This window comes from Marinovum sp. J2-8 (assembly GCF_055808435.1).
The window spans coordinates 137,415-156,357 of record NZ_JBVVRZ010000007.1; the positions used below are offsets into that span (position 1 = coordinate 137,415).

At 59.4% G+C, this 18,943-nt stretch carries 13 protein-coding genes, 1 tRNA gene and 2 pseudogenes; 5 read left to right on the plus strand and 11 right to left on the minus strand.

The genetic code is table 11. From position 1 onward, the window contains the following. Positions 1-238: 238 nt before the first annotated feature. From nadC to AC0L4F_RS19115, 4 genes are all read right to left on the minus strand, one after another. Positions 239-1,102 (minus strand): carboxylating nicotinate-nucleotide diphosphorylase, encoded by an 864-nt coding sequence (gene nadC / locus AC0L4F_RS19100; protein ID WP_473446888.1) that lies wholly within the window; start codon positions 1,100-1,102, stop codon positions 239-241. Continuing rightward, positions 1,099-2,670 (minus strand): L-aspartate oxidase, encoded by a 1,572-nt coding sequence (locus AC0L4F_RS19105; RefSeq protein WP_244690982.1) that lies wholly within the window; start codon positions 2,668-2,670, stop codon positions 1,099-1,101. The genes nadC and AC0L4F_RS19105 overlap by 4 nt, the downstream gene beginning before the upstream one ends. A gap of 5 nt (positions 2,671-2,675) precedes the next feature. Next, on the minus strand, positions 2,676-3,725 hold the full coding sequence (nadA, locus tag AC0L4F_RS19110; RefSeq protein ID WP_244690983.1) for a quinolinate synthase NadA: 1,050 nt from the start codon (positions 3,723-3,725) through the stop codon (positions 2,676-2,678). A 295-nt stretch (positions 3,726-4,020) separates the two neighbouring features. Then, a tRNA-Leu gene (locus AC0L4F_RS19115) sits at positions 4,021-4,106 on the minus strand. A 149-nt stretch (positions 4,107-4,255) separates the two neighbouring features. Between AC0L4F_RS19115 and AC0L4F_RS19120 the strand changes: the two genes are divergently transcribed. Further along, on the plus strand, positions 4,256-5,236 hold the full coding sequence (locus tag AC0L4F_RS19120; protein ID WP_244690984.1) for a complex I NDUFA9 subunit family protein: 981 nt from the start codon (positions 4,256-4,258) through the stop codon (positions 5,234-5,236). Between the two features lie 27 nt (positions 5,237-5,263). Here the strand turns inward: AC0L4F_RS19120 and AC0L4F_RS19125 are convergent, their stop codons facing one another. From AC0L4F_RS19125 to AC0L4F_RS19140, 4 genes are read right to left on the minus strand one after another with little or no spacing between them, the layout of a single operon-like run. After that, positions 5,264-5,995, minus strand: a complete 732-nt coding sequence (locus tag AC0L4F_RS19125; protein ID WP_244690985.1) for a proteasome-type protease — start codon at positions 5,993-5,995, stop codon at positions 5,264-5,266. A 12-nt stretch (positions 5,996-6,007) separates the two neighbouring features. After that, entirely contained in the window at positions 6,008-6,829 is an 822-nt protein-coding gene (locus tag AC0L4F_RS19130) for a transglutaminase family protein (RefSeq protein WP_244690986.1), read from the minus strand. A gap of 4 nt (positions 6,830-6,833) precedes the next feature. Then, a complete protein-coding gene (locus AC0L4F_RS19135) occupies positions 6,834-7,775 on the minus strand; it encodes an alpha-E domain-containing protein (RefSeq protein ID WP_244690987.1) in 942 nt (313 codons plus the stop codon). Next, positions 7,775-9,199 (minus strand): circularly permuted type 2 ATP-grasp protein, encoded by a 1,425-nt coding sequence (locus AC0L4F_RS19140; RefSeq protein ID WP_244690988.1) that lies wholly within the window; start codon positions 9,197-9,199, stop codon positions 7,775-7,777. The genes AC0L4F_RS19135 and AC0L4F_RS19140 overlap by 1 nt, the downstream gene beginning before the upstream one ends. A 2,076-nt stretch (positions 9,200-11,275) precedes the next feature. Between AC0L4F_RS19140 and rimP the strand changes: the two genes are divergently transcribed. From rimP to infB, 4 genes and pseudogenes are all read left to right on the plus strand, one after another. Beyond that, positions 11,276-11,881, plus strand: coding sequence for a ribosome maturation factor RimP (rimP, locus tag AC0L4F_RS19145; RefSeq protein WP_244691017.1), 606 nt, complete (start codon positions 11,276-11,278; stop codon positions 11,879-11,881). 5 nt (positions 11,882-11,886) lie between these two features. Next, positions 11,887-13,521 carry a transcription termination factor NusA gene (gene nusA, locus AC0L4F_RS19150; RefSeq protein ID WP_244690989.1) on the plus strand — a complete coding sequence of 545 codons (1,635 nt, stop codon included), beginning with the start codon at positions 11,887-11,889 and terminating at the stop codon, positions 13,519-13,521. Positions 13,522-13,607: 86 nt separating this feature from the next. Continuing rightward, positions 13,608-14,207, plus strand: a pseudogene (locus tag AC0L4F_RS19155) (RNA-binding protein); the annotation flags it as partial. A 6-nt stretch (positions 14,208-14,213) separates the two neighbouring features. After that, positions 14,214-16,699 (plus strand): annotated as a pseudogene (gene infB, locus AC0L4F_RS19160) (translation initiation factor IF-2). 242 nt (positions 16,700-16,941) lie between these two features. Here the strand turns inward: infB and AC0L4F_RS19165 are convergent. The 3 genes from AC0L4F_RS19165 to argJ all read right to left on the minus strand — a co-directional run bounded on the left by AC0L4F_RS19165 (position 16,942) and on the right by argJ (position 18,942). Then, positions 16,942-17,079 (minus strand): hypothetical protein, encoded by a 138-nt coding sequence (locus tag AC0L4F_RS19165; protein WP_244690990.1) that lies wholly within the window; start codon positions 17,077-17,079, stop codon positions 16,942-16,944. Positions 17,080-17,229: 150 nt separating this feature from the next. Further along, positions 17,230-17,631 (minus strand): 8-oxo-dGTP diphosphatase MutT, encoded by a 402-nt coding sequence (gene mutT, locus AC0L4F_RS19170; RefSeq protein ID WP_244690991.1) that lies wholly within the window; start codon positions 17,629-17,631, stop codon positions 17,230-17,232. A gap of 84 nt (positions 17,632-17,715) precedes the next feature. Continuing rightward, positions 17,716-18,942, minus strand: a complete 1,227-nt coding sequence (gene argJ / locus AC0L4F_RS19175; RefSeq protein WP_244690992.1) for a bifunctional glutamate N-acetyltransferase/amino-acid acetyltransferase ArgJ — start codon at positions 18,940-18,942, stop codon at positions 17,716-17,718. Position 18,943: the final 1 nt, after the last annotated feature.

The window sequence follows — 18,943 nt, forward strand, 5'->3', positions numbered from 1 at the left end:
ACGCGGGTTGCTTTGGTCGTGACGTCCCGTTTGTGAACGGTTGCCCCGTCCGGGCGCAACCCGGAATTCGCCAAATGACGTCGATTACCGCCGGATTAGCCCAGAGCGCATTCCGTTTCAACAGGACAAAGCCGCGCGGCAGCCCCCGGGCAGGGTCCCGGACAGGATCCGGGACCTATCGAACGTTTGAAGAAAGGTCCCGGATCACGTCCGGGACTGCGACCGTCGCAAATCGGCCTTAGAAATCGAGGCCCAGATCAAGCGTCTGCGCCGAATGGGTCAACGCGCCGGACGAAATATAGTCCACCCCGGTGGCCGCCACTTCGGCGATGCGGCCCAGTTTCATATTGCCCGACGCCTCAACCACCAAACGGCCCGCCACCATTTCCACCGCTTTGCGCAGGGTCGGCGTATCCATATTATCGAGCAGCACGACATCTGCGCCGCCAACCGCCAGCACCTCGGCCAGTTGATCCAATGTATCAACCTCGATCTCGACCCGGATCATATGTGACGCATGCGCCTTGGTTGCATCCAGCACGGCACGCACGCCACCGGCCGCCGCGATGTGGTTGTCCTTGATCAGGATCGCATCCGACAGCGAGAATCGGTGATTGAACCCGCCGCCATGCAGCACCGCCAGCTTTTCGACGATGCGCAGCCCCGGCGTGGTCTTGCGGGTACAGGTGACGCGGGTGTCCGTGCCCTTGGTCTCGGCCACGAAACCGGCGGTCAGGGTGGCAATGCCCGACAACCGCCCGGCAAAATTCAGCGCCACACGTTCGCCCGACAGGATCGAGGCCGCCTCGCCCTCGATCTCCATCAACACGTCACCGGGCGCGCAGGGGCTGCCATCGGGGGAATGCAGCGTGAGTTTCAGCGCAGGATCGACCAATCGAAACGCCAGGGCCGCGACCTGCATGCCCGAAACCACACCGGTTTCGCGGGCATTCAGCCGCGCGGTATACCGCGTGCCCGGGGCAATTGTGGTGCGGGTGGTGATATCGCCATAGCTGCCGAGATCCTCAAGCAGGGCATTGCGCACCATTGGTTCCAGCACCAGATCGGGCACAGTCATATGTCCGGTGTTTTGCTCCGTCATCTGGCGTCCTCTTTTGCTACTTTGTCCCGCACCGCCACAGCCTCGGCCAAACTGATTTTGGTCCGTTTGGCTTTGACATCCAGATCCGGGAAATCCTCGCGGAATTGCGCGCCACGGCTTTCTTCGCGCATCAGCGCGGCGGCGGCGATCAATGTCGCGGTGGCGGTCATGTTAAGAAATGTTTCGCTATGGCCCGGTGCCGCCTCCAACCGGGCGATCCCGGTCAGTGCCGAACGCAACCCGGCCGCGTTGCGCACCACGCCCACGTGATCGGTCATCAAATGGCGCAATTCCGACACAGCGCTCTCATCGGTCGCTTGCCCGCCCTCTTCGAAATGCAGTGCGATCTCGGGCGTGGCCAGATCCGTGCCTTGCAGTGTTTCCGCAATGCCAAGCGCGCAGGTGCGGGCATAGACCAGCGCCTCAAGCAGGCCATTTGACGCCAGCCGATTGGCACCATGCAGGCCGGTCGAAGAAGCCTCGCCGCAGACCCAGAGATTGGCGAGGCTGGAGCGCCCGGTAGAATCGGTGTCGATACCGCCCATGTGGTAATGCGCGGCGGCGGCGACGGGAATCGGTTCTACCGCCGGATCAATACCGTTGCGCAGACAGGCGGCGACCACACCGGGAAACAGCGTATTGATTTTCGCGCCCAGCGCCTTGCGGGTATCAAGCATCGGGCGAAGCCCGGCCTGGGTTTGGGAAAACACGGCACGGGCCACAACATCGCGCGGGGCCAGTTCCGCGTCGGGGTGCACCGCCATCATGAAGCGATAGCCATCTTTGTTGATCAGCACCGCACCTTCGCCGCGCAGCGCCTCGGTTGCGAGGGGGGCTGGATCTTCGCCGACATCTATGGCCGTGGGATGGAACTGAACAAATTCCGGGTCGGCAATTGCCGCGCCCGCCCGTGCCGCCATGCCAATCACCTGGCCCCGGATGCGTCTTGGGTTGGTGGTCAGGGCATAAAGCCCGCCGGACCCGCCCCCCGCCAGAAGCACCGCCGCGCCGCGCAGCAGGATCGGCTGCGATCCTTTTGCATCCGCCCGTTCCAGCATGACGCCCGTCACATCGCCATCAGTGACCTGAACCCCACTGGCGAGAACACCCTCAAGCACCTGCACCGAAGGCGTTGCACGCACCTCGGCGATCAGCGCCTTCATGATGGCGGCCCCGGCCTGATCCCCCTGCACGCGGACAACACGGGCAAAACTATGCGCCGCTTCCCGCGACAGCACGTATCCGCCGGTTTCGGTCCGGTCAAAAGGCGCACCAAGCTTGGTCAGATCAAGGATGTGATCGCGCGCCTCATGCGCGACCTGATCGGCGACAGCGACACTGACAATGCCCGCACCGGCCCGCACCGTATCGGCGGAATGGGCGGCGGCACTGTCCGCCGGGTCCATCGCGGCGGCCACACCGCCCTGAGCCCAGGCGGAACTCGCCCCCTCGCCCAGCGTTTCGGGCGAAATCATCACCACCGGACGCGGCGCCAGTTTCAGCGCAGCATAAAGCGCGCCCAGCCCGGCACCGATGATGATGACGCGCCCGGTGTCAATTGTGTTCACCTGGTTCAGATCCCCAACTTGCGCGACAAGTCGATCATGCGCTGCACCGCCAGACGGGCGTTTTCCGCAACAGCCGGATCAACCTCGACCGGGGTCTGCATGGTGTGCAACGACCACAGGATTTTCTCAAGCGTGATCTTTTTCATATAGGGGCAGGCATTGCAGGGCTTGGTCAGATCAACTTCCGGCAATTCCTCGGCCACGTTGGCGGCCATCGAACATTCGGTGACCAGCAGCACCTGCTCGGGCCGGTTTTGCCGCACCCAGTCGATCATGCCCGTGGTCGAACCGGTGAAATCGGCCTCGGCCACCACTTCGGGTTTGCATTCCGGGTGCGCCACAATCTTCGTACCGGGATTGGCGGCCCGGTAATCGCGCATCTCCTGCGCCGAATATTTCTCGTGCACCACGCATTCGCCGGCCCAATAGACCACATTCTTGGTCGATTGCGCGGCAACGTTCTGGGCCAGAAACTGATCCGGGGTCATGATGACGGTGTCGCTGTCCATCGCCTCGACGATTTGCAACGCATTGGCAGAGGTACAGCAGATGTCAGAGGCGGCTTTGACCTCGGCGGTGGTGTTCACATAGCTGACCACCGGCGCGCCGGGGTATTTCGCCCGCATCTCGGCAATGCCATCAGCGGTGATCGATTCCGCCAGCGAACATCCCGCGCCCATATCGGGCATCAGAACCGTTTTGGACGGGTTCAGGATCTTCGACGTTTCCGCCATGAAATGCACACCGCATTGCACGATCACATCGGCCTCGACCTCAACCGCCTTGATCGCCAGCGCCAGACTGTCGCCCACAAAGTCGGAAATGCCGTGGAAAATTTCGGGCGTCATATAGTTATGCGCCAGAATGACCGCGTTCTTTTCCTTTTTCAGCTTGTTGATCGCTGCGACATAGGGCGCATGGGTCGCCCAATCGGGAAAAGGCACCGCGCGGGCCATTTTCGCATGCAGATCGGACATGGACGCCGCAAGATCAACATTTGGGGCAAGATCATATTGCTCAGCAAGCGTGCTGCGCATTTCTACATGGTCCAACATCGGCGTGTTCCTTTGCCTGTTTCCGGCGGCATTTATGCCCCCAATGGGGAGGAACGCCATACTTATGCGCTTCATGACGCAAGGTCAAAACCATATCGGGGGGAAAAATACACCGATTTCGCCCCTGTTTGCGGTATCAGCTTTGCAATCCGCACAATCGGCGCGTGACATGATCCAAGGGGAAGGCGAGCGCCACGAAGCACCAGCGTGCACCATGCGGCGAGAAAGGCGATACACCCATCTGGCCCCCGAAGTCGGGCGCTACATAATATGGCAAAAGCGGCAAAGCCGACTTTGGTGCCCAGGAGAGGACTCGAACCTCCACGTCCTTGCGAACACTAGCACCTGAAGCTAGCGCGTCTACCATTCCGCCACCTGGGCAGGTGTCGTGAAGCAGGCGTTTAATGTGAGCCTCGGGGCGTGTCAACGCAGAATCTGAAAGAATTGCACAAGAAGGTGCAGCTATTCGCCTTGTCACGTCCCTGCCCCGGCGATATTCCCTGTAAAGACACAGAAAACACGAGGCTCCCATGTCCAAACTGGTCACGATCTACGGCGGTTCCGGCTTTTTGGGCCGATATATTGCGCGACGCATGGCCAAAGAGGGCTGGCGCGTCCGTGTGGCGGTCCGTCGCCCGAATGAGGCGATGTTTGTTCGTCCCTATGGCGCGGTCGGTCAGGTCGAGCCTGTGCTGTGCAATATTCGCGATGACAACTCTGTGCGGGCGGTGATGCAGGGCGCCGATGCGGTGGTGAACTGTGTCGGCACATTCGACGCCAAGGGCCGCAACAATTTTGACGCGGTTCAGGTCGAAGGCGCGGAACGTATCGCCCGCATCGCAGCGGAAACCGGTGTGGACCGCATGGTTCATACCTCGGCCATTGGTGCCGACGCCGCGGCCGACAGCGACTATCAACGCACAAAGGCCGAAGGCGAGGCCGCGGTGCTGGCGCATATCCCGGATGCCATGATCCTGCGCCCTTCGATCATGTTCGGGCCAGAAGACGGATTCTTTAACCGCTTTGCCAGCATGTCACGTCTGGGGCCGGTTCTGCCGGTTGTGGGGGCGGACACGAAATTTCAGCCGGTCTACGTCGATGACGTCGCAAAAGCCGCTGTCATGGGCGTGAAGGGCGAGGCCAGCGGCGTTTACGAGCTTGGCGGGCCAGAGGTCGCGACCTTCCGCGCGTTGATGCAGGAAATGCTGACTGTGATCCGCCGTCGCAAGCTGATCCTGAACGTGCCGTTTGGCGTGGCGCGCATGATGGCCTGGGGATTTGACGCCGCATCCAGCCTGACGCTGGGATTGTTCCACAATGGCATCCTGACCCGTGATCAGGTGAAATCGCTGAAAACCGACAATGTGGTGTCCGACGGGGCCAAGGGCCTGAGCGATCTGGGCATTCGCCCCACCGCAACCGAAGCCGTGTTGTCGGATTACCTCTGGCGGTTCCGGCCCTCGGGCCAATATGACGCCATCAAGGAATCGGCAGGCAAACTGGGGGCGTAAGCGCCCCCAATTGGCATTTGGCTTGGTTCAGAGTTCGAAGCGCGGCAAGCTGTCGAGCGCGTTTTTCAACGCATCGCCCCAACCCTGACTGATTTGTTGGAATCGCGGGTCTTCCAGCTCGATCCGCCCCACCAGGCCGGTTTTCATGCTGTCGGTGTCATAGAAATGATAATCGAACGGCGCGCCGACCGACAGGTTGGCCTTGACCGTCGAATCAAAGCTGACAAGCATCAGCCGCATCGCATCGCCAAAGTCCATCGCCGGATCAAACGCCCGCACCAGGATCGGGCGGCCATATTTGGTTTCACCCATCTGGAAATACGGGGTGTCGGTGCCAGCCTCGATAAAGTTGCCCTCTGGATAGATCAGGAACAACCGGGGTGGCCCGCCCTTGATCTGGCCGCCCAGAAGCATCGTGGCGTTGAACCCCGAGCTTGCGTTCTGGCCCGCCATTTCATGTTCGCTGATCACCTCGCGCAGGGTGTCGGAAACCAGCCGCGCGACCTGAAACATTGATGGCAATTCCAACAGCTTGGGATTGCGATCATCATGCGCCTTGGTGCGTTCGTCCAACAGCGACACAACGGCCTGGGTCGTTGCCAGATTGCCGGCACTCAACAGGGTGATCGACCGTTCGCCGGGGGTTTCCCAGATGTTCATCTTGCGAAAGGTCGAAATATTGTCGAGCCCGGCATTGGTCCGGGTATCGGACATGAAAACGATGCCGCGATCAAGCAACATGGCGAGACAATAGGTCATCAGACGGGGCCTTTACTGCTGAAACTGGCTTTGCGCCCCCGATTGGGCGATGGCGATTTCGACCGCCAGCGCCTCTTGGCCGCCACCGATACGCGTGCCTGTTACAGGCGCGGCATCGGAATAATCAAGCCCTGTCGCAACCCGCACGTAACGTTCATCCGGCGATTGCTTGTTCGAAACATCGAAACCAACCCAGCCAAGCCCTTCAACATGGGCCTCGGCCCAGGCATGCATGGCATCCTGTTCGGTGGTGTGATCCAGCATCAAATAGCCCGAAACATAACGCGCAGGCAGCCCCATTTCACGGGCCCCCGCCAGGAAGATATGGGCGTGATCCTGACAGACGCCGGTTCCGGCCTCGATCGCCTGTTCGGCATTCCAGGCCGAATCGGACGACCCGGTCTTGTATTCAACCCGGTCATAGATCAGCCCCATGAGCCAATGCAGCCGATCAAGGTCACTGTCGCCTTCCAGCGCTGTCACCAGCTCGCGGACACCGACGCCCGCACGGGTGCGCGGTGTGACCCGCGCATACATCCAAAGCGGCGACGGACCGGGATGGGGGCCAACAACCCCGTGATTTTCATGGATATCGACCTCGCCGGTGGAATGCATCACCACCTCTTCGATGTCCTTGTCCAGATTGATCAGGGTCACGGTATTGTTGTGATGGTCCTCAAAGCTCAGCTCCTCGTGACCGCCCTCGATCTGGGTGGTCCAGCTCACAACCTCCTGATTGTGGCTGGATTTCGGCATATTGCGCAATTGCTGCAATCCGTAGACCACAGGGGTATCAAACCGATAGCGCGTCGTGTGGGTGATTTTCAGTCGCATATATTCACTCCGAAAACCTGAAATCTATTTCAATTTGCGCGCCCAGCGCGCTGAAATGCCCAAGGATCTTTTGTATGAATTCATGCAACCCAAACCGAAAGATCGCATCAATATCCATATTCAGGAAATCCTGTTCGATACGCGCAACATTTTCGCAAGATGGCGGATGAATGTCATAATTCTTGGCCAGATAGTCGAGGTTGCCGCGAATCTTGGACACACAAAACCCAAGACTGCGGGGCATGCGCCCATCCAGAATCAGGAATTGGGCAATGTCGCGGGGGTGCAGGGTGCTGCCATAGCTCATGCGGAACCCGCCACGGGCCGACACCGACCGCAGGATGGTTTCCCACTGCATGTTGTCGATTGACGACCCCACAGACATGACCGATGGCAACAGGACGTAATATTTCACGTCCAGAATGCGCGCGGTGTTGTCCGCCCGTTCCAGAAATGTGCCGATTCGGGCAAAATCATAGATGTCATTGCGCAGCATCGTGCCATGGGTCGCGCCCCGTACCAATGCCGTTTTCTGCCGAATCGCCCCCAGAACCTGGGGCAGATCGCGCGCGGGCACCGCCCGGGCAAGAACCGTTTTCGCGTCGATATAGGCGCTGTTGGTTGCCTCCCAGACCTCATGTGTCAGGGCAGTGCGCACCAGACGGGCGTTCTGGCGCGCGGCCTTGATCGCCGACAACACCGAAGACGGATTGTCCGGCGACCGCAGCAACCAATCAATTGCGGCTTCTTTGGTGGTGGTTTCGTGTTTTTCGTCAAAGGCTTCGATGGAACCGGCGGTTTGCAGCACCGATCGCCATTCGGAATCCGTCGCGCCCAGCCGTGTCAGGGCAATGCGTTCGCCGGTTTCCACCAGCCGTGAAGTATTTTCTGCTCGCTCAAGATAGCGGAACATCCAATATAGACCGTTTGCCGTCTTGCCGAGCATCAGTCCTCCAACACCCAGGTGTCCTTGGTTCCGCCGCCCTGCGAGGAATTGACCACCAATGAGCCTTTTTTCAGTGCCACCCGCGTCAATCCACCGGGCGTGATGCGAATGCCTTCGGGGCTGACCAACACATAGGGCCGCAAATCGACGTGGCGCGGCGCAAGCCCCGCCCGCGAGAAAATCGGCACCGTCGACAACGCCAGGGTGGGCTGCGCAATGTAATTACCGGGACGCGCAATCAGCTTCTGACGGAATTCCGACAGTTCCCGCTTGCTGGACGTCGGGCCAATCAACATGCCGTAGCCGCCAGAGCCATGCACCTCTTTGACCACCAGATCCGCAAGGTTGTCGAGCACATAGGCAAGCGAGTCCTTGTCCGAACAGCGCCAGGTCGGCACATTTTCCAACAAAGGCCGCTCGCCGGTGTAAAACTCAACGATTTCCGGCATATAGCTGTAAATCGCCTTGTCATCGGCAATACCGGTGCCCGGCGCGTTGGCAATGGTGATCCCGCCGCTGCGATAGACATCCATGATGCCGGGCACGCCCAGCTGGCTTTCGGGATTGAAATTCAGCGGATCAAGGAAATCATCGTCAATCCGGCGATAAATCACATCAATCGGCTTGTATCCCTGGGTGGTGCGCATCGCGACGCGACCATCCACAATCTGAAGATCGTGGCCTTCGACCAGCTCGACCCCCATCTGATCCGCAAGGAACGCATGTTCGTAATAAGCCGAGTTATAGATCCCCGGCGTCAACACCGCGACCGTCGGCGACCCACCCGCCTTGGACGGCGCACAGGCCGCAAGCGAACGGCGCAAATCCGTCGGATAGCTCTGGACCGGTTGCACGCGGTTTTGCGAAAACAATTCCGGGAACATCCGCAACATCGTCTCGCGGTTTTCCAGCATATAGCTGACCCCGGACGGCGTGCGGGCGTTGTCCTCCAGCACATAGAACTGATCATCGCCAGTGCGCACCAAATCAATCCCGACAATATGGGTATAGATGCCGCCCGGCGGATCGACCCCCATCATCTGGGGCAGAAATGCCTCGTTATTGGCGATCATCTCGATCGGGATACGCCCGGCTTTGATGATTTCCTGACCATGATAGATGTCATGCAAAAAGGCGTTGATCGCGCGCACCCGCTGCTCGATGCCACGGCAGAGTCTCTGCCACTCCTGGCCAGCAATAATGCGCGGGATGATGTCAAAGGGGATCAACCGTTCTTCCGCCTCGGCCCGGCCGTAGACGTTAAAGGTGATCCCGGTCAGCCGGAACAGCTCTTCCGCTTCTCGCTGCTTCGCTCGAAGACGCTTGGGGTCTTCGACATCGAACCAGGCGTTGAAATTCCGGTAGGGGCGCCGCAAAACGTCGTCGCGGCCCCACATTTCGTCAAAGGTCGATGTGTCATTCATGGTTATGACCCTAGCCGCCACAATCCGGCCTGTCTTGTGCTTGTTTCACACCGACAGGCCAATTTGACGGTTTTATCCAAAAATTTCAGGGGACTTATCCGCATCTGCCTTTTTTTTTGGCAGGCTTCGCGGCAAAAAACACCCCCGACGAAAGTCGTCCTCATCGCGGCGCAAGTTCAGTGAAGTGTCAAGGGGTTGGCCGATTATTTCCGCCCTTCAAAGCGCCGCGATTCGCGGTTCTGCGCTGCTGGCCCATTGATACGAGCGCCCGGGAAAATTCAATCGAATTTGAAAAGTTTACGTTTGATTAACCTTGAAACGCAAAAATCCAAAAGCTCTGATAGTGCGCGCCGGAACCAACACGCCAAATCACGGCACATTATGAAGCAGGGTGAATCAAGGCGCGGAAAAGATTTGCATCGTATCCGCGGCAACCGGAATGATCGTTAGGTATGGGATCGCTTTATGCCGTCACAGGTTAATCATTACATTCTCGGCAACTCCCTGATCAATCACACAGGTGGGCTGCACACCAATGTTCCGCATTGGGTGGATTACTTTGCCGATGCGGCTGGGCATGGTTATGCGGTCAATGGCAGTTTCGGTTTCCTGCGCCAATTCGCCGAGGCCGACGGCGCACAATCGGGCTGGGGTTTCGCCGGCGTCAATTCCGCCTGGAATGCCGATGACACCGCATTTGAAGATGTCGACTTTGATGTCATTACCATTGCCCCGGCAAATTTCATTCAGGATCAGTCACCTGATGCCAATTACTATGGCGATGACATTTCGCCACTTGCGGCAACCCAGGAAATCGTCGCCGACCTGACCACTGCCCAGCCGGGTGCAGAGGTTTTCATCTATCAGGGCTGGGCCGACATGGCCTATTTCACCGATGATCTGGGCGCGGCAGACAGCATTATCGAAGAGTATTACGCCTATAACCAAGGGGCCTATCTGGATTGGTACGACACGCTGGCAGATGGGATCAATGACGCCGACCCCGATGCCAATGTCACGGTCCTGCCGGTGGGGTCGATCCTGTCGGAATTGCTGCAAGAGGACGGTGTTCTTGGGGATTTGTCGATTGCGGATCTCTATGTCGATTCAGCGCCGCACGGCACGGAAACGCTCTATTATCTGGCCGGAATGGTGCAATACACCGCGCTTTACGGCGAACCTGTGCCCACGGATATTGCGCCGCCCGAGGGAATCGATCCCCGCGTGATCGCCCGCATGGACGACATCAACGACGTGGTGGTGGCCGAATTGCAGAGCGCCGGGTTCGACATTGTCTCTACGCCCGAATCAGAGCCACAGGCAGATGAGACAGCCCCAGACGACACCGCCGAAGCCGAACCGGATCAAGAGACCGACCCCACCGCAACGCCAAATCCGCAGCCCGCACCCGATTCTGCGCCCGACTCCGTGGCCGAGCCGGACACATCGCCAGAAGACGACACAGAAACCACACCGGACCAAAGCTCTGAGCCGGACACGCCAAAGACTGAGACTGAGACTGAGACTGAGACTGAGACTGAGACTGAGACTGAGACTGAGACTGAGACTGAGACTGAGACTGAGACTGAGACTGATCACGAAACCGACGTCACGTCGTCGTCCAAGTCGAAATTCTTTGCCGCATTGTCGGGCCTGATGTCCAAATCCGAAGCCACCGAACCAACACCCGAGGCGCAAGTCCCTGACGAACAGGACAGCCCCCCGGACACCATACCAGAGCCGGCCCCGGCGAAGTCTGACCCGACCGAGCAGGGCCAAACCAGCGACGAAAGCGGCGCCTTCTCGGACCTGCTGGACTTTCTTATGGCCAACGCAGTCCCCCCAAGGAAGGCGAGACCGATGACACCCCCGAGGCCGAAGAAGAAGATGCGGATTTCCTGTTTTGACGCAAAGCCGCGCCTAGCCCCTTGCGTCAAGCGGTGTCAAAGCGTATATGCCCCATTAATAGCGGCGCGTCGGGCCAGACCTGAAGCACCACCGGGAAATTTCGACGGGCCGCGCGCCCGTTTTTTTGTGCCCGATGGCAGGACCCACAGGACCCGCATGAGTGACATTTTGTCCAATACACTGATCGCCAAAGCCGCGATTGACCGCCGCCTCGCCGAGATCATCAGCCCGGTGATCGAGGATATGGGATTCGAACTGGTTCGGATTCGCCTGATGAGCGGCAAAACCCAAACGCTGCAAATCATGGCCGAACGCCCGACCGGCGGCATCGAGGTCGATGAATGCGCCGATATTTCGACTGCGATCAGCGCGGTTCTGGATGTCGAAGACCCGATTCTCGATTCCTATGCGCTTGAGGTCTCAAGCCCCGGCATCGACCGCCCGCTGACCCGGCTGAAGGATTTTGAAACCTACGAAGGCTGGGAGGCCAAGCTTGAAACCTCCGAGCTGATTGACGGTCGCCGCCGCTTCAAGGGTGAGCTGGCCGGCGTCGAAGGCGACGAGGTTCTGGTGAATGTCGAAGGCTCGTCCGAGGGCGAGGATACCGTGACACTTGGCCTGAAATTCGATTGGCTGAGCGATGCCAAACTTTTGCTGACCGACGATCTGATCCGCGAAATGCTGCGCCAGCGCAAAGCCGCCGGTGACGACGGCGCCGCCGACGAGACCAAATTTGACGATATCGAGACCGACGAGTCTCGCGAAGGGGAGTAATACTCATGGCAATCACCTCAGCCAACCAGCTTGAGCTGCTGCAAACCGCCGAAGCGGTGGCGCGCGAAAAGATGATCGACCCCGGTCTGGTCGTCGAAGCGATGGAAGAATCCCTCGCCCGGGCCGCCAAGTCGCGCTACGGCAGCGAAATGGACATCCGCGTCCATATCGACCGCAAGACCGGTCGCGCCACATTCACCCGTGTGCGCACCGTGGTCGAAGAAGAAGAGCTGGAAAACTATCAGGCTGAGATGACCGTCACTCAGGCCAAACAATATATGGCCGATCCCAAGGTAGGCGAGCAATTCGTCGAAGAAGTGCCGCCGGTCGAAATGGGCCGGATCGCCGCGCAATCCGCCAAGCAGGTGATCCTGCAAAAGGTGCGCGAAGCGGAACGTGACCGTCAGTACGAAGAATTCAAGGACCGCGCCGGCACCATCATCAACGGTCAGGTCAAGCGCGAAGAATACGGCAATGTCATCGTCGACGTGGGCCGGGGCGAAGCAATCCTGCGCCGCAACGAAAAGATCGGCCGCGAAAGCTATCGCCCGAACGACCGCATCCGCTGTTTCATCAAGGACGTGCGCCGCGAGGCCCGCGGCCCGCAGATCTTCCTGTCGCGGACCGCGCCGGAATTCATGGCCGAATTGTTCAAGATGGAAGTGCCGGAAATCTATGACGGCATCATCGAGATCAAGGCCGTGGCCCGTGATCCGGGCTCGCGCGCGAAAATCGCCGTGATTTCCTATGACGGCTCGATTGACCCGGTCGGTGCCTGCGTTGGTATGCGCGGCAGCCGGGTTCAGGCGGTGGTGAACGAGCTTCAGGGCGAAAAGATCGACATCATCCCCTGGAACGAAGATCAGCCGACCTTCCTTGTGAACGCGCTGCAACCGGCAGAAGTGACCAAGGTTGTTCTGGACGAAGAAGCCGAGCGCATCGAAGTTGTGGTGCCCGACGAACAGCTGAGCCTCGCCATCGGGCGTCGCGGCCAGAACGTGCGGCTTGCCTCGCAGCTGACCGGTCTTGATATCGACATCATGACCGAGGAAGAAGAATCCAAACGTCGTCAGGCCGAATTCGAAGCCCGCACCAAATTGTTCATGGACAACCTGGATCTGGACGAATTCTTTGCCCAGCTCCTGGTCTCGGAAGGGTTCACCAACCTCGAAGAAGTGGCCTATGTCGAAGTTGACGAACTTCTGGTGATTGATGGCGTCGACGAAGACACCGCATCGGAACTGCAAACCCGTGCCCGTGAGTTCCTGGAAGAACAGGCCCGCAAGGCGCTGGAAACAGCCCGCGAACTGGGTGCCGAAGACAGCCTTATTGACTTTGAGGGTCTGACACCCCAAATGGTTGAAGTTCTGGCCAAGGACGGCATTAAGACGCTGGAAGATTTTGCAACCTGTGCCGATTGGGAATTGGCCGGCGGCTGGACCACCGATAACGGTGAACGGGTCAAGGATGACGGCCTGCTGGAACCATTTGATATGTCGCTGGAAGAAGCCCAGGCGCTGGTGATGACCGCCAAAATCGAATTGGGTTGGGTTGATCCGGCTGAGCTGGAAACCACAGAAGACGACGCAGAAGAAACTGACGAAGCGGATGCTGACGTGGCGGAGGAGGCCCGGGACTAAAGGTCCAGGGCGCGAGAACCGAACATGACCAGTGACGCCGACAAGGTAGATAAGGTACAAGACTCTAAGAGTCGGAGCAGGACACCGGGACCACCGGGCCGAAACGCAAATGCATCGCCACCGGCGAGGTGCGGCCAAAGGCCGAGATGATCCGTTTTGTGGTCGGCCCCGAGGCCCAGGTGGTGCCCGATATTCTGGGGCGTTTGCCCGGGCGTGGTATTTGGGTTCTGGCAACGCGCGCCGCCGTGACAAAAGCGGCGGACAAAAAGCTGTTTTCGCGCAGCGCCAAGCAACCGGTTCAGGTGCCGGACGGTCTGGTACAGGAAGTGGAACGCCAGCTTGCGCGCCGTGTGGTCGATTTGATCTCACTGGCCCGCAAGGGCGGCGGCGCGGTAGCAGGCTATGAAAAGGTCAAGGACTGGCTGATGAAAGACGAGGCCGAGGTTCTGATCCAGGCAAGTGACGGATCGGAACGCGGCAAGACCAAACTGAGCACACCCTATGGTGGCAGCTATATCGGCTGGCTCACGGCGGGTGAGTTAGGATTGGCTTTTGGACGACAAACTGTGATACATGGCGCGCTCGCGTCTGGTGGACTCACGGAACGTGTAGTAGAGGAAGCCGCAAGATTAAAAAATTTGCGCGTGAATGACGACGGTGGCAGCGGCCGCCGGAAAGGAAAATAGAGCTTTATGAGCGATAATGACGGCAAAAAGACCCTTGGTGTGCGTAGCGGCCCCCGTGCGGGAAATGTGAAGCAGAGCTTCAGCCATGGCCGGACCAAGAACGTCGTGGTGGAAACCAAGCGTAAGCGCGTTGTCGTGCCCAAACCCGGCGCAGCCAAACCCGCAGCGGTGGGTGCAGGCGGCGGTGCGGGTCCGGGCAGACGCCCGGCCGGGATCACCGATGCCGAAATGGAACGTCGGCTGAAGGCGGTTCAGGCCGCCAAGGCCCGCGAAGGCGAAGAAGCCGCGCAGCGCGCAGCAGCCGAAAAGGCCCGCGCAGAAGAGCGTGAGCGCCGCCGCGCCGAAGCCGAGGCCAAGGAAGCCGAGCAACGCGAGGCCGAAGCCAAAGCCAAGGCGAAAGCCGAGGAAGAAGAGCGCAAGCGCCGCGAATCCGAAGAGGCCGCCAAGGCCGCGGCCAAACAGGCTGCTGACCCCTCCCCTGCCCCTGACGATGCCCGCGCCAAAGTTGCCCCCGCCAAAAAGGTGGAGCAGCGCGCGCCTGACAAAGATCAAGACCGTCAGAACCGCAACAAGAACCGCGGCGACAACAGCCGTCGCTCCGGCAAGCTGACCGTGAACCAGGCATTGACTGGTGGCGAAGGCGGACGGCAGCGGTCGATGGCTGCCATGAAACGCAAACAGGAACGCGCACGTCAAAAGGCGATGGGCGGTCAGGTCGAGCGTGAAAAGGTTGTGCGCGAAGTCAAACTGCCGGAAACCATTGTGGTATCCGAATTGGCGAACCGCATGGCGGAACGTGTGGCTGACGTGGTCAAATCGCTCATGAATATGGGCATGATGGTCACCCAGAACCAACCTCTGGACGCCGACACAGCCGAGTTGATCATCGAAGAATTCGGCCACAAGATGGTCCGGGTCTCTGATGCTGACGTCGAAGACGTGATCAAGGAAGTGGAAGACAAGGAAGAAGACCTGAAAGGTCGTCCGCCTGTCATCACCATCATGGGCCACGTCGACCACGGCAAAACCTCGCTTCTGGATGCGATCCGCAACACCAAAGTGGTGTCGGGCGAAGCGGCGGGATCACCCAGCATATCGGCGCCTATCAGGTCGAAACAAAGGACGGCGCAATTCTGTCGTTCCTCGACACACCGGGTCACGCGGCCTTTACCTCGATGCGGTCACGCGGGGCCCAGGTGACGGATATTGTTGTGCTGGTGGTTGCGGCGGATGACGCCGTGATGCCGCAGACGATCGAGGCGATCAACCACGCCAAAGCTGCCGAAGTTCCGATGATTGTCGCAATCAACAAATGTGACAGACCTGCTGCGAACCCGGACAAGGTGCGCACCGATCTGCTGCAACACGAAGTGATTGTCGAAAAGCTTTCGGGTGACGTGCAGGACATCGAAGTCTCGGCCATCACTGGCCAGGGCCTGCCTGAATTGCTTGAGGCCATCGCGCTTCAAGCTGAAATTCTGGAACTGAAAGCCAACCCTGATCGCGCTGCCATGGGTGCCGTGATCGAGGCCCAGCTGGATGTGGGCCGCGGCCCTGTCGCAACGGTTCTGGTCCAGAACGGGACGCTGAAACAGGGCGATATCTTCGTCGTGGGCGAACAATGGGGCAAGGTCCGCGCGCTGATCAGCGACACGGGCGACCGCATTACCGAAGCCGGACCATCGGTCCCGGTCGAGGTTTTGGGCCTGAATGGCACACCCGAAGCCGGTGACGTTCTGAACGTTGTCAGCACCGAATCGCAAGCGCGTGAAATCGCGTCCTACCGCGAGCAAGCGGCCAAGGACAAACGTGCAGCGGCCGGTGCGGCCACCACGCTGGATCAGCTTTTGGCCAAGGCCAAGGAAGACGAAAACGTCTCCGAGCTGCCGATTCTGGTCAAAGCCGATGTGCAGGGGTCTGCCGAGGCCATCGTTCAGGCGATGGAAAAGATCGGCAACGAAGAGGTGCGCGTGCGCGTGCTGCACTATGGTGTGGGTGCGATCACCGAAAGCGACATCGGCCTGGCCGAAGCGTCCGGCGCGCCGGTTCTGGGCTTTAACGTCCGGGCCAATGCATCGGCCCGCAACACCGCCAACCAGAAGGGCGTGGAAATCCGCTACTACAGCGTGATCTATGACCTTGTGGACGATGTAAAAGCTGCGGCATCGGGTCTGTTGTCGGCAGAGGTTCGCGAAAACTTCATCGGCTATGCCAAGATCAAAGAGGTCTTCAAGGTCTCCAACGTCGGCAAGGTCGCGGGTTGTCTGGTCACCGAAGGGGTGGCACGCCGCTCCGCCGGGGTACGCCTGCTGCGCGACGATGTGGTGATCCACGAAGGGACGCTGAAAACGCTGAAGCGCTTCAAGGACGAGGTTGCCGAAGTGCAATCCGGCCAGGAATGCGGCATGGCGTTTGAGAACTATGATGATGTCCGCGCCGATGACGTTATCGAAATCTTTGAACGCACCGAGGTCGAGCGCCAGCTCGATTAATCGACCCAATCTGCGTTTACATCCGACCCCCGCGACATGCGGGGGAAAATGGAAACATTTAGCGGCCCGAAATCCTGGATTTCGGGCCGCTTTTCTTTGTGGTCAGGTTCTTGCCCGCGAACATTGTTCGAGAGAAAGACATGAAAAAGGGGCAGATTGCTCTGCCCCTTCCTCGTTTTGCGCGGTGAATTTTGCGTGGTGAGTGTCGCGCAATAAATTCGGTATTCTTGCGTTTCCGCGGTTCAGGCGGTTTTGGACGAAACCGGCCGACCTTCATAAACGCGGGCCCCATCGCGAACCGCGATTCGGCCATCGGACAATTCACTTACGAATATGCCCTGAACGGCAATATACTTGCCCAGAGTGATGGTTCTCAGCATTTTTCTCTCCCCAATGCCATTGTAAACAGATTACGACAAAAAGCATTAAAGTCGAGCTAAAATCCGCGGAAGCACTGCGCAAATATCCGCATGTGCGCGGAAATATTAATCATTTGGCCGAGCTACAGCGCCAATCGGGTGAGAGAGACTTTACAACCAATCCCGCAAGATAGGGATCAGCGGGATATCCGCCGCCGGCATCGGGTAATCCCGCAGGGCGTTGGCATGCACCCATTTCAATGTCTGGCCCTCTTGTGGTTGGGGCACACCCTGCCATTTCCGGCAGGCAAACAGCGGCATCAAGAGATGGAAATCATCATAAGAATGGCTGGCAAAGGTCAACGGAGCAAGACAGGAGGCCCAGGTGTCTATGCCCAGCTCCTCGTGCAATTCACGGATCAGGGCCGCTTCCGGGGTTTCGCCGGGCTCGACCTTGCCGCCGGGGAATTCCCAAAGCCCGGCCATGGATTTGCCTTCCGGGCGTTGCGCCAAAAGGACACGACCATCGCGATCAATCAGGGCAACGGCAGACACGAGAACAATGTTTTTCATAATACCGCAATTCGTTGACCGGACAGAGCGAGGGGCCAGCCCCTCGCGCTCCCCGGGATATTTGGAAACAGAAGAAGGGCCAGTTCAGGACCGGTAATCGGCGTTGATGTCGATATAGCCGTGGGTCAGATCACAGGTCCAGACGCGACGCGCGCCAGATCCGAGGCCAAGATCCACCGCAATACGGATGTGTTCGCCTTTCATATGTGCAGCAGCCTGCTCTTCGCGATACTCGGGCGAGACCCAGCCCTTGTCCGCCACCAGCACATCGCCAAAACGGATTGTGATCAGGTCGCGATCCGCCGCAGCGCCGCTTTTGCCGATCGCCATGACAACCCGGCCCCAGTTGGGATCTTCGCCCGCGATGGCAGTCTTGACCAGAGGTGAGTTGGCAATGGCCATGGCATGGGTATGGGCCTCGGCATCACTGGCCGCGCCTGTCACGTCGATTTGAACGAACTTGGTTGCGCCTTCGCCGTCGCGCACGACCTGATGCGACAGGTCCATCATCACCTCGAACAGCGCCTCTTTGAAGGTCGCATTGTCGGACACATCCACCCCCGACGCCCCGGTTGCCGCCAGAAGCAGCGTGTCGGACGTGGAGGTGTCGCTGTCGACGGTGATGCAGTTGAAGGTCAGGTCGGTCAATTCCGAGAGCATGCCCTGTAATTCCGCCTGGCTGATTTTGGCATCCGTAAAGATATACACCAACATCGTCGCCATATCGGGCGCGATCATGCCAGAGCCTTTGGCGATACCTGCGATCTGTACCTTTTGACCGCCGACCTCAACGTCGCGCGCCGCGCCCTTGGGGTAGGTGTCTGTCGTCATGATAGCCCGGGCCGCGTCCGCGATCCCGGCATCGGTCTGGCTGCTGGCCAATTGGTCGAGCACGGTGATGATCCGGTCATGCGGCAGGGGTTCCCCAATCACGCCGGTGGACGAGGTAAAGACCCGCGCCTGGGGCAAGCCGGTTGTGGCGGCAACAGCGTTGCAGATCGCCGCAACCGATTCGTCGCCATGCCGCCCGGTAAAGGCGTTGGAATTGCCTGCATTGACCAAAATCGCCGCCCCGGCGGCAGGGTCGCCGCCAAGTTTGGCCTGACAATCCAGCACCGGCGCCGAGCGGGTGGCGGAGCGGGTAAAGACCCCCGCCACCGCCGTACCCGGTGCCAGCAGCGCCAGCATCACATCCTTGCGCCCGGCGTATCGCACCCCGGCCTCCGTCGCGGCGAAAGTGACCCCGCCAATCACCGGTAGATCCGGGAACTTTGCAGGGGCGAGAGGCGATACTTTGAGCGATTTGGCCATG